The organism is Terrimonas ginsenosidimutans (assembly GCF_022012415.1).
Taxonomy (GTDB): Bacteria; Bacteroidota; Bacteroidia; order Chitinophagales; family Chitinophagaceae; genus Terrimonas_A; species Terrimonas_A ginsenosidimutans.
The window spans coordinates 298,000-310,046 of sequence record NZ_JAKLTR010000007.1; the positions used below are offsets into that span (position 1 = coordinate 298,000).

General features: G+C 41.1%; 12 protein-coding genes. 7 read left to right on the forward strand and 5 right to left on the reverse strand.

What is annotated here, in order from left to right:
* Positions 1–483: 483 nt before the first annotated feature.
* The 7 genes from LZZ85_RS13190 (at position 484) to LZZ85_RS13210 (ending at position 7,337) form a co-directional block, all read left to right on the forward strand.
* Complete coding sequence (locus LZZ85_RS13190) at positions 484–1,077, forward strand: hypothetical protein (RefSeq protein ID WP_237872429.1); 594 nt, start codon at positions 484–486, stop codon at positions 1,075–1,077.
* A gap of 140 nt (positions 1,078–1,217) precedes the next feature.
* A complete protein-coding gene (locus tag LZZ85_RS13195; protein ID WP_237872431.1) occupies positions 1,218–2,078 on the forward strand; it encodes a hypothetical protein in 861 nt (286 codons plus the stop codon).
* A 6-nt stretch (positions 2,079–2,084) separates the two neighbouring features.
* Positions 2,085–3,164, forward strand: coding sequence for an ImmA/IrrE family metallo-endopeptidase (locus tag LZZ85_RS13200; protein ID WP_237872433.1), 1,080 nt, complete (start codon positions 2,085–2,087; stop codon positions 3,162–3,164).
* Between the two features lie 448 nt (positions 3,165–3,612).
* The gene (locus tag LZZ85_RS13205) at positions 3,613–4,725 is read left to right on the forward strand and encodes a hypothetical protein (protein WP_237872435.1); all 1,113 of its coding nucleotides are present in this window, start codon (positions 3,613–3,615) and stop codon (positions 4,723–4,725) included.
* Between the two features lie 949 nt (positions 4,726–5,674).
* Positions 5,675–5,773 carry a transposase domain-containing protein gene (locus LZZ85_RS28815; protein WP_432422769.1) on the forward strand — a complete coding sequence of 33 codons (99 nt, stop codon included), beginning with the start codon at positions 5,675–5,677 and terminating at the stop codon, positions 5,771–5,773.
* A 401-nt stretch (positions 5,774–6,174) separates the two neighbouring features.
* The gene (locus LZZ85_RS28820; protein ID WP_432422770.1) at positions 6,175–6,387 is read left to right on the forward strand and encodes an RNA polymerase sigma factor; all 213 of its coding nucleotides are present in this window, start codon (positions 6,175–6,177) and stop codon (positions 6,385–6,387) included.
* Between the two features lie 164 nt (positions 6,388–6,551).
* The gene (locus LZZ85_RS13210; RefSeq protein ID WP_237872436.1) at positions 6,552–7,337 is read left to right on the forward strand and encodes a hypothetical protein; all 786 of its coding nucleotides are present in this window, start codon (positions 6,552–6,554) and stop codon (positions 7,335–7,337) included.
* Positions 7,338–7,443: 106 nt separating this feature from the next.
* Here the strand turns inward: LZZ85_RS13210 and LZZ85_RS13215 are convergent, their stop codons facing one another.
* The 5 genes from LZZ85_RS13215 to LZZ85_RS13225 all read right to left on the reverse strand — a co-directional run bounded on the left by LZZ85_RS13215 (position 7,444) and on the right by LZZ85_RS13225 (position 11,743).
* Positions 7,444–8,331 carry a DUF4145 domain-containing protein gene (locus LZZ85_RS13215; RefSeq protein WP_237872438.1) on the reverse strand — a complete coding sequence of 296 codons (888 nt, stop codon included), beginning with the start codon at positions 8,329–8,331 and terminating at the stop codon, positions 7,444–7,446.
* Between the two features lie 315 nt (positions 8,332–8,646).
* Positions 8,647–10,416: a DUF6119 family protein gene (locus LZZ85_RS13220; RefSeq protein WP_237872440.1), complete on the reverse strand. Its 1,770-nt coding sequence runs from the start codon at positions 10,414–10,416 to the stop codon at positions 8,647–8,649.
* 244 nt (positions 10,417–10,660) lie between these two features.
* Positions 10,661–10,792, reverse strand: coding sequence for a hypothetical protein (locus tag LZZ85_RS28440; RefSeq protein WP_255724100.1), 132 nt, complete (start codon positions 10,790–10,792; stop codon positions 10,661–10,663).
* A 171-nt stretch (positions 10,793–10,963) separates the two neighbouring features.
* On the reverse strand, positions 10,964–11,155 hold the full coding sequence (locus LZZ85_RS28825; protein WP_432422768.1) for an HNH endonuclease: 192 nt from the start codon (positions 11,153–11,155) through the stop codon (positions 10,964–10,966).
* Positions 11,156–11,194: 39 nt separating this feature from the next.
* Positions 11,195–11,743, reverse strand: a complete 549-nt coding sequence (locus tag LZZ85_RS13225) for a hypothetical protein (protein WP_237872441.1) — start codon at positions 11,741–11,743, stop codon at positions 11,195–11,197.
* Positions 11,744–12,047: the final 304 nt, after the last annotated feature.

Here is a 12,047-nt window from a genome sequence, read left to right on the forward strand (position 1 = left end):
CGAAATTATATCGAATATTGCACAACTAGTCTGTCAGCACGGCTCAATCGCTACAATCGTTGTGTGTAGGCACCGGCTTATGAAAATCATTCTGCTTCCCGCTTTCGCTCCATCCCCCTCTGATTTTTTTATTCTGAATTAATTGGATGCATACTCTGGCATAATTACAGCAACAACAAGGCGGAGTTGGACCCAAGTGTTCAAAGCAGGGTTCACCAAAATGAGTAAAGCTGAAAAGCTTCAGTGGCCAAAATAATCGATAACATAACGCATCTGGTGTTATAGGTACCGGGACGGGTCTATATGGCTAATTGATCGGTAACTCCCTAAAGAATGTAAAAGGTGAATTGATCTATTGCGCATCTACAATAGTATGGATTGATAGTAATCTCAAAATAATCCACTCCGGTCTTTCTGGACTCTATATGCCGAAATGTATTAATATGTCACAGCGTTGCCGTATATTGAACGCAAACCTTAAATATGAAAAAGTCCATCATCTTAATTCCAGTGCTGACTTTTTTCCAATTAGCGGGAAAGGCGCAGACCCAGGTGCAATACCGGGAAATCAATTATCTCAGTGATGATGGGTTCACAGTCCCATTGAAAATTAAAGTCGGTACCCGTATGGCCATCAAGATTACCAATGTCAACAAGCGGTTAGTGGATATCGGAAAAGAAGTTAAGACTACCAATTTTCATGAAGAAGTGCCCAGCATTTTCGAGATGTTTTCCAAAATAAAAATTACAGCACCTGCGACTGCGGGAGCACCCGGAGCGGCTCCGGGAAGTAAGCCGTTTGCGAGACCTGCTGATATAACAGCTTCCAATATTCCTGATAGCCTGAAAGCTAAAATTGTTGAAGCTGGTGTCGTTTATGCAAAGTTGTCCGGCACGGTAAAAGATAGAGATGCACAGTTGAATAAATATGTGGTTCTGTATAAGATTTTTAAGACGGTCCTTGATTACCAGTTGACGCTTCAGGGGCTTCAGAATACCTGTGATCAGCCCTTTGATACCATTTTACACCTAGTAGCCGGAGAAACCATACGAACATTTTTCCTGTCAACATGCTAATGGAAACCTCCGATCGGACATTGTTGGGAGACTCTAATTATACGGTCAATAAAGGTATTTTGACCAGGTACATCAACGGGAAGCTCAGTGATGAAGATGATCTTTCGACAGCCATTTCAAACGATTTCCTTCCCAGTAAAATGGATGCACTAAATACAGAAGTGAGTGCGTACAATACCTTGTTGACGAACCTGCTTCAAAAACTTAAACCATCTCCAAGGTTTAACCCAAACGAGGAAGCAAAAAAAGTAATCGCCACTCTGAAAGAGACAAATCTTTCGGGAGACTTATCTGACCTCAAGCAAAAATATGCCAGTAACGATTTTGCAAAATTTGCTTCTAATGTAGAGGCATTTCGCACCACCGGAAAAAAGGACTTTTTTGCGACGTATAATTATTTTACCGTGAGCAATTGGACCTATTATGTTGACCCGAAAACTATCGAAGATGACTTGACCATCTTCTCTGTCAACATCACCCCAAAATCGGATGTTGCCTGTACGCCCTTTACGAGATCCTATGAGTTGCGGGTAAAAGCGAAAAGCGGAATAAAGCTTGATTTCAGTACAGGCCTGTTCGCGAATTTTGGTGGTAGCAAATTTATTGATCAATCGTATCAATATGACTCTGTGCCTGGACAACCAGATCGCTACAAAATAGTTCGCAATAAGGCGAAAAATAGTGTATTCCCTTCTATTGGCGCACTCATGCACATTTACAAACGATCCGGTAACGATGTAAATCTCGCGGGCGTGTTTGGCGTAAGTACCCGAGATCTTGATAAGATTAACTATCACCTTGGGGGCTCGCTGATTTTTGGAACAACAAGACGGGTTATTTTGTCCGTTGGTGCGACCTGGACAAAAACGACATTAATCAATGATAACTATTCGGAAGGTCAGGTCGTAGCTAAGGCAGACGCGCCCACAACAATACCTACTGACACCTTCAACCGTTTTGGCGGCTTCGTCGCATTTACCTATAATCTATCTGCAAAATAAAGTGTTATGAAAAAGGCTCTTCTCACGTTTGTTGCAGTTTTGGCTACCACCGCGCTTGTGATTGCACAAGACAGTTCTTTGATGGTATGTTCTTTTAATTGCACGGCTGATTACAAGACCCTTATTGAAAACTGTCTTTCAACCACCGTTCGACCAGTTATTAAGGCTCCGAATGTAAATCCCTATACCGAGTTCGATGCCATTATCAGACAAATAAAACTGACCAATGGAAACCCATATCCATTGGTATACCGGTTTAGTGCCTGTACGGAGGTGTGTAATGCTTCGTCTATGTTAGATAAAGAAAATAATCAGGTTATTTATTACAATCAATCCTTTCTGAATGAAATACGCGGAGAAAATGCAAGCAGGATGTGGGCGATCCGAAGCATTATTGCACATGAAATCGGTCACCATATCTATAATCATACAGATTCGAAAGATAGCTTAATAGATAATGCGGTTCGTCGCCAAATGGAAAGACGGGCAGATTTTTTCTCCGGCTACGTGATTAGTTTATTTTCAGATGCAACCGTAGAAAATGCGCTGGAGGGGCTTCAATTGCTAAATAATACAGATTATTTTCCGGCTGATGCTGCTCAAGAAGAGGGTGCACCTTATCCCATCATGGTGAACCGAATGGAAGCCGTTACTGATGGGTTTAATCAAGCAAGAGCGGGAGATATGAAAATTGCGTTCTTCGCGCAGATTGATAGTATAGCACGCGTGCTTAGTAAAAAGTACCGTCGGTCACAGATTCTACGCGTACTGGATCAGGAAATTTCGATGGGGGATTTTCAAGCGGCAAAACAATACATAGAGCAATACTTGACCGATCCGGAGAGTAAGATCAATCAGGATTTCCTCTTAAAGTACCGCTCCGAGTTGGAACAGAAATATCAGGAATATCAGAAAAGCGAAAGTCCGATCCGGCCAGTGAAAAAACTGGAACCAACTTCGGCCGCCGTTCTTCGCGAAATCATCCAGGAATCGGAGAGAATTAAAGCAAGTCCCCCAGAAATAAAGAAGCTGAAAAAAGAGCTGAAAAATATCGAACGTAGTGGTGTTGATGTAGACCTTCGGTAGCAGTAACGACTAATATTGGAGCTGTAGGGAGGTAAATAGGGGATAAAGAAAAGTTACCTATAAAGTGAAGTGTTCCTCATATATTATGAGCTGCCTTTATTGTTAGGGGTGATCGGCTTTTCGTGTAATTACTTTGCGAAGCATATCCTCTACACCGCAACACTTCTTGCAATTGTATTTCAGATACTGCAGGAGCCAACGCGTAAGTTTGTTTATTATTCAAAGAATCTGTCGATTGTTTCGATAGCATTGTATCATTCGAAGCAGTGCTTTGGCGGTTTTTGCAAACGCAACTTTTTTGCGTCGGACTTATGTTAGTGATCCTTTACGATTACTATATCGCAATCGTAGCGGGTTGAAGAAATATGGTGTATAGAAATCTTAAGTATCTGAATTAATAAATATATTTAGTCCGTCTCTTATTTCTAAACCACCTTTTGCCTTATCCATGGATAATATTTTTGAAATTGCCGCCAAGATTTCAACGCCACTAGGTCTTGGAGGACTTGCGTTAGCAGGAGTGATTTACGTTAGCTCCCAATTTGCAAATGGCAAATCTAACCAAAATGAAACAGTTGTTAAATACTTGTATCGCCTGGCTTTATTATGCATTTGCCTTGGTTTTGCTGGCTGGGTACTTCAGCTAGTTTTTCCTTCGAAAGCGAAAAAATTTGTAACAGTCAACCTCTATTTAGACAATCACCCAGCTCAGAATGTATTAATCAAAGGCAACAATCTTGAAGACAATAAATCAACTAATATATACGGATCGGTTGAATTGGAAATGAGAAAGTTCCCGGAAGATAGTTTGATACTTCTTACAATGCATTCGATAGAATTGAACATTGATACGACGATTCAAGCGAAATATCAACCTACCTTGAGTTTTTTTCTTCAACCCAGTTCCAGACCGGTCGGAAAGAAATACAAAATAAACTTGAATATTTATCAAAACGACCGGCCAGTAATGGGCGTAATGGTTAATATAGACAATGCCCGTGCATCTGGTACTAGTGATCAATTTGGTGCAGTGCAACTTGAGTTTGATAATGTTCCACCGAACACTCCACTCCATTTCTCGTTGACTAACAAAGACCATGGCATCGACACTACAATGGACATCATGTTTGAGCCGAGTATTGCCATTCATTTGAAGAAACCTATAAATGTGCCTTCTGGGCTTGTTCAAAAATCACCAGCATTTTATGAACACCTGGAAGAACTTGAAAACAGGATCTATCGAATGGAAGCTGTTATGAAATTTATCAATGCATCTCCCGCAGATAGTATGAAGCAGTATCATTCGCATGGCTTGAATGCGGTATTCAATGGAGCAAAGGGATGGTATCAGCCGGCATCTCCGCAATTTGCAGAAGTCCCGTTAACCGCCATTGTTAGTTGGTTTCGCACTAATGGGTATTCCAACACACTAGCAGACAAAATCCTATCCGAGGTGCGAGAAGCACCAGAACGATTGCAGACCAACGGCATCTATCGGTACAAGGAGACATCAGAGTTTATCCGTTCGATGAAAGCGTATCGGGCTGTTTTTGCCAAGTAACTCCTGACATGACTTAAGTTGGTAGATTGTACTGCACAGTCTCATTGTTTACTTAAGATGCAGATTTTACCAGCAAAGCAAAACAGGATCAGGGAGGTTGTTCATCAATGACGCTATTAGGTAGTATCCTTCAGCTTTTTTGATTACAGACGTCTTGAGCCAGGTCGGCCCTAAGGATCACGACATGATTCTACAATTTAGCGGCGTATTCAATCCTCACCTGCTGATAGCGGAGGATCGTGAAAGTTTTTTTGATTGGGGATAGGATTACATGAAAATTCCCTTCCAGTTTAATCGGACTAAAAGGCATATTTGCCTTCTCTTTTGCTGATTGAAAGATTTCGATAGCGAAAGCTCGACCTATTTGAGACTAAAGTCCCTCGGCGGAAAGACGAGCTTTATCTGCAAGAAGCTGCCGAATAAAAACGCTTTCTTGAATCGCATGGTGATTACTATTACGCAGCTTAACTATTCTGGAAAAAAAGCTGCGATGATGACGCCCTGGGAGAGTGAAGTGCTGCTTCCGACACTGGTCGTGGTGCACTATTCAGATAGTAAATGTGGCTTAGTATTTTTCATTGAGCCCATCCTCCCCGGCTTTTTAACACTAACAATTAACGAACCTTTCGCATTACTTTCCCTTCGGTCTTTTACGGCGCATTAGTTCCGCGATATTGCTGCATACTTTTTTGGTCACGCTATCCGTGCGTTCATAACTGCGCAAGCAACCTTTCTCGTTGACCCTCATTTGCCTTTGCCTGATTTGAAGGAGGTGCGGACGAAGGAAACTACCGTCACAATTGTTCCATCGATCGTATGGTCCGCTGACCTATTGGTCGAAATCGAGCAGACATCAACCGGCGAAATGTGGTTGGCAAGCTCTTTTCGGAACTCTTGAATCAAAGTATTTGCCGGTTTAAACTTTCATCGTATTTTCAGAACTCCTCGTATTGAGCCCTATGCCTGGCTGAAAGAAGTACTACACAGCATCGCAGATCACCCGGTTAATAAAGTAGTTGAACTTCTCCCACATCGATACAAAAAATAATCAGCTCTCAAAAGGTGTACTTGCCCGGATGCTTACCGTATTGCAATTTTTCTTAGGCAGTATAGTGATCACAAGGAGAGGAGTCGTGTCCTCTCCTTTTTTATGTGGAGCTTTGTGAAGGGAAGAACCGCGCAGGTTCAAATACGGTAACAAACGGGTGCGGAAGATAGGATCAGCGAAAAGCGATTTGGTTCAGCTGATCATTTCATCACAGCCCCGATCGCAATATTTTACGCATGTTACAGTGGTAAAAACAAGTGAGTGGTGAAAGTAACCGACCAGACCGACGACCAATTAGTAGACCGCCTGGGGCAGGGTGATAGGGAAGCATTTACCGAACTCTATAACCGCTACCAGCCCGTGCTACAAGCGTTTCTATTGAAATTTACCAAGGGCCAGACCTGACCGAAGACCTGGTGCAGGACATCTTTGTAAAGCTCTGGCAAAATGGGCTGCAATTGGGCGTGCGCAGTAAATTCTCGGCTTATCTGTATACCACGGTGCGCAATAAGGCGATCGACCACCTCCGAAAAATTGGAGACCGCGGAAAGCTGGCAAAAGGATGCCCGGGGACCCATGTCCGCCGTGGCGGGGGAGCAGGAGACCCGCGATAGTGGAAGGATCTTAACCGCTTGTGAGTAGTCCGTCAGTGGTTGTTTTATGTCTATTTTAGACAAAGACTTTTTTGCATTTCTAGCGTGTTTTTATTTGAACATTGTAGCAAACTTTCGATGTGTTTCCTTGCACTAATTGTTGGAGCGACTTAACTTTAGATACTATGCAGATAGCCTCCAGAGAGTTATATGAACTACTGAAATCAAAGGGGATTAAGTTTTTGCACCATGCGAATACCGTCCGAACCGCCTTGACTTTTATTCAGGAGGACGCGTTGCTTTCGAGAGCTTATGTAGAGGCGAACCTACTTGATCAAACGGAGCAATATTCCGATGGAGATGATAAGCGGCTAGGAATCTGGGACGCTGTTTTTGTAGATGGTTGGGATCTTCATAAAGAGTTTGGGCGAAATAATTATGGCCCGGTTTTATTTAAATTTCCGATCGAACTATTACTTGACCCCGCTTTCCGTTTCGTTCGGATAACAAAAACTAATCCGGCGAACTGGACAGGTCAAGAAACAAAATTTTTCAAAACTATCGAGGAGGTGAATGATAAGTATCTTATCGAAGGGAAGTTTGATCGCATGAAGGATGCTGGTGTAATGTTTTTAATAGAGAAGCCAGAAAAGACAATCACGTTATCTAAGTATTGCACGCAGATCATTCTGGATGACCCTGATATCGAAACGCTGGTGGATGGAGAGTCAAAGTCAATCTTCGAACGTGTGAAATCGACCTTAGAGGATGCCATCACCGGGTCGCCTTTGAAAGAGATTACCATTTCAAAACGACATCCCCATAATCCAACACATGGATGTTATTACATATACCGTACGATGTATCACAAGGATTTGGAAGAGTTTCATAAATTGTTCAGGAAAAAACAGTCAGCTGAAGAATCTGCGAAGGACAATAGCATAGCAAGAGATCCGGGGACAGAAAAGTAGATCCTTTGCAATATTTGCTTCGAATATTTATGACAAGTTTCTGATTAGCAATTATGTTCCTGTGTCGGTAAGTAACGAGATCGATTTTTTGATTTTCATTAACAACCTAAGCGTCATCCTTATGAAATCTAGCTAGAAGTTTAGAGCCGATCGATACGATGTTTTGTGAATCGATTATCGGGAAATGTGGCAAAGTGCCTATATAGTTGTTATATTGACGGTACCATTCTTCAATATCGCCGAGGTCGTCTGCAAGTGGCGGCGATAGTTGGAATATTTCCCTTCCATTTTCGTCGAAGCCGCCGACACCGTTTTGCGATAAGCGAACTTCAGTGCAGTTGAAATAATAGGCCGTGGTTGGTTGAATGGGATCTCCCGCAGCATATTGCGCGGGGATTTTAAACAGTGGTTTGTATACGAAATGATACCGATTCGGGGTTTGTTTATTGTTGAGGAAAGCTATCAAAAAAGCGTACACACTTTGTCTTTCTTTGCCCGGAATTTGCAAAGAAGCGCCGTGTTGAACAATCCTATTGAGTGCACTATTTAACCGGGATGTCTCGCGTTTTCTATCTGCCCTTAAATCCTTGTCTTCGTACAGGTCATTAATCAGTCCTGATGCTGCTGTAATATGCCAGGATATGATGCTTCCTCCAAAAGAATGTGCTTCGGGATGTGCAAAATGGTTACGTATGTAGCGAAGCTGGTCCAAATAGTCCGCTGATTCTGTTTCAAAATAACCATTCTCAAGGAACCACTGTAAATATCGTTTAAGGCTCCATTGAGCGGGGTTGGCGAATCCCGCTGTTGCTAGTTGTCGATATCGTTTCTTGAGTGCCAGCTCTAATGCGAATAGTGCTTTCATGCAAGCTAAATCGAAGAACTCATATTCGTAATAAGCTAAATCGACTAGTCGCTGAACCAATTTAAACACACCTTTTACATCGTCGTCTACAACAGGTTTTAGGTAGATACGTTCTGATACCTTTTTCAAGTACCTTTCATAGGATTGAATCTCGAACATCGTCCATCTGGGATCGGGGTTAGGAAGCATTGACTCGGGGATGTCAGTTATGAAGCTAAGATGTTACATTGGCATCCGACATGATATTCCTGATCGACAGAAAGATGCTCCACGTCATGGACAAAGCGAATTCGTTCTTTGCCGCACATCATCCAAGTTTCATAATTAGTATCGTCAGATGATTGACCATCTTCCCGTATGTCAAATACAGTAAGTAATATCCACCCCTTGTACGGTATAACTATCTGGTCACAACGTTTCATTTTGATCTGGTTTTGAAATGGCTTAAAATTTACCTAGCTGAACAATTTTGAATCCATAATTCAGTAATCGCAGCTCCTGACTTAATTCAATCAGCGAGTATTTCGCAATATTTGAATTAAATTTCTTTAAATCTGTCCTAAGTGAACGGGACTCCAAGGCTGTATCTACGAAAGCAAGGCAAAAGGTTAGTTTTGGCATCCGCGTTTGATTGAACAAATCCGTAATGCCCTTGCTGGGGAATTTTTGCGACGCAATGAGTTTCCTCATTTCGCTCTTTTTTCCTGGCCTTTTTGCGGTCTCCTCTAATTTTTCAAAATAGGCAAAGTCGCTCTGTACGGTCTCTCGGACTCGCTTGGCTGCTATTGAAATCTGTGCGGTCAAGTCGCGGATTGTGTTTTTGAATCCTTTCTTTACGTGTACGAAAATAATTTCATCCGGCGAATATAAAAGTATGTCACAGCATTCAATATTCTCCGGGGTGACGGTGTCCAGCACCAAGGTTCCTGGTTTCCCTATATACGATTGGTTAAACACATCTTCGTCTTTACTAGTGTCAAATTTGTTCGTTAGCAGGCTTTCATCCCATGCGTCTTTCAAAATTCCATCGCACTGAATATTTAGATCATTAATAAAGCTCGGCTCAATTCTATACCAGCTTTCATCAATGTGAAAATATGAACGGCCATTAACGGTGATTTCACCATTCAAATGATCAAAGATCGACGCAAAGGAGACCCGCGTGCCTGCTTCATTGAACGAGCCTATTTTTCGCATTAATACGAAATGTTTAAATTGGTAAACATCTTCATCTTCTATACTTTTTTTCTCTTTCAGTTTATTGATAATTGTATTCCAAGAAGGTCTGTGAAAAAACTCAATTGATTCACTTGCGCTTAAATCTATTACATACTTTTCGGCAGTCAGATATTCCTCCATTTTTTCACTGCATATTTCAAAGTCTGGAATTTGGCCTGCTTTATAGTCGGCGTATACCTGTAGTATGAGTGCCTCATCAAGTTGTTTCACCAATTTTTCGAAGCGCTTACCGCGTAAATGAACTACCTTGTTGAGGGTGAACTTAGCATCCTTCCGCTGTATCAGTTCGATTTTTTTGATCAGGTTCAATAACTCATCAAAGTTGATCGCCTTATTTATCTTGAAAGAAGATTTGGCCAGACACCCAGCATTTTCTTTTTTAATATCTGTCTTTGAAAACCCAAATGATTTTATCAAATGCTCCCGGTTCAACTCTGCCTGCACCTGTTTAAAAATTTGACCAAAGCTGTTTTCGTCACTGAATCGCTGGTCCCCACGATAGAACCTGCTTTGCCCCATGACGATACCCGTTACCCCGCGTTGTTGTATTGAACGAATGACCCTGCTATCTCTTTCAAAAAGCTTAACGATTATTTCCAGGCCAAAATCTGGTTTTGTAAACCGTTCAATTTCAAAGCTGCCGTATCCGCCGGCAATAGCATAAATACGTTTTTTGTAAGCGATAAAGCCAATAAATGAGTAAATGTTATTGTTTGCTTTCAGAATGCGATCTCCCTGATCAATAATCGGAGAAAGAAACTTTAACCAAGTAGGAGGATAAAATTTATGAAATTGATAAAAATTTACCGTGTAATCTCCAAATTCCTGTTTATTTAAGGTTATTTCGCTTAGACTAATTCCTTCTTCGTTTAAACGCCGGATAATTTCTCCTATAGTATCGTTCTCGTCGAGTTTCTCAAATTCTTCACGTTCGATTTCGTAAATAGTAACCGGAAGCCTGTTGGAAAGAGCCATAATTATGAGATAAATATTATAAAAACCGAATTATGCTTTTGAAAGCAGTGTTTTAACCTATTTGGGATAATTTCAGCACTCTCGGAGTGAGAATTATTAGTGAATCTCTAACTCTATGGTCTTTGATTTTTGCCTCTTCAGAGATTTTATTAGCCTTCCCAAAAATAGTTGTGATCGCTGAATCAAGGGGACTGCTAGCTGTCATTCAGGATTTTGATTCGCGTAGGTTGAATAGCTGCGTTCATTAAGCAGTTTTTCGGTAGTACAGTAAATTCTTATTAGCCGATTTGATCGTGCTGATGGCAATCATATACCTGTTCAGTAACCTGGAAATAACACCTACCGGCGAAGGAAAAAGATGTTCCTGCAAGTTCATAGTTAAGGAGTTGGTGGACAACCAAATTATTAAAAAGGATTTGATTGTGCAAGTAGTGGCCATTTTTGAATACTTATAGTGTGAAATGAATTATTCTGGTCATTTTGTACGTTGGGTGGACTTTGCAATACGCCTTGCAATAAAAACTTTTTCGAATATTTCAACAAGCCTTTATACAAACCAAGGTGCATAAAGCCTACCTTCCCCAGTGTTTCTGTTCAGCTTTCGCATATTACAATCCTTGCAAAGCAACTGAATATTGGTCGGGTCATTCGTTCCAAACAAATCCAAGGGAATAATGTGATCAAAATTCATAGATCCCAATGTATTGATGACGCCGGATAGGTCAGTTGAGCAGAACACGCAACGCCCTTTATCTCGATGAAAGATGGCCTTTTTAACTCACGCTGGAATTGCAGTTCTTCGAATTTTTCCTCCAATTGTCAAATCAGCTTGTTTGAAATGAAATTCCTGAAAGTTCTTAGCGATTACGGCGTTAAACTTTTGCAGTAAGTTTCTGTTTGAAAACAAGATGAAAAATATCTCTTCATACAATCGATCAGTAAGAAGAATAAAATTTTTTCGGTTACGCCTATACCAATTTATCACCGTCAGTTCTGTCGTCGCCGGGTAGTCTTGCTCGTTATATTTGATTCTCAAAAAATCAATAGGAATACCGTATTGACTGAACTGATCCTCTAAAAATGTCAATTCCACTACATCCTCGATCACTGTCTCCGCCATCCTGAGAAAATAGTGGTCATAATGATGAAGGAAGCATTTTCTGATGTAGTGATGCAGCAGCGTGTGTCGGTTGAAAACCATTGCTGGTTGCCTCAACGTTATTCGTTGTTGTTTCGTCGTATGGAAAATCAGTGGTACTCCAAAATCAATACCATCTTCTATAGTTGAAGCGATCTTATACACCTGGTTGAATGTAAATTCTTTCACTATGCTTGATTTATCTATTTTAAGTCATTACAATCACGATTAAAAACGTACCTGCTCAGTTATTCATACTTTGATCCTATTTCGGTCCATATTTGTCTTATGCTACTTATATAGCTCAATTCACTTTTAACTCCCTATCTGATCTGCCGGTTATGATCTGATAGAAGGCCGCTACGCAGCGTTGATTGATCCAGCCGATCAGACCTGGATAACCAGCCGTCGAACAATTAGTTATTATACCGATTTGTGCTATCGTTTGTGACAAAAAGCCTGAAAGTAAATCTGCATAAGCTAAGTATCCAAA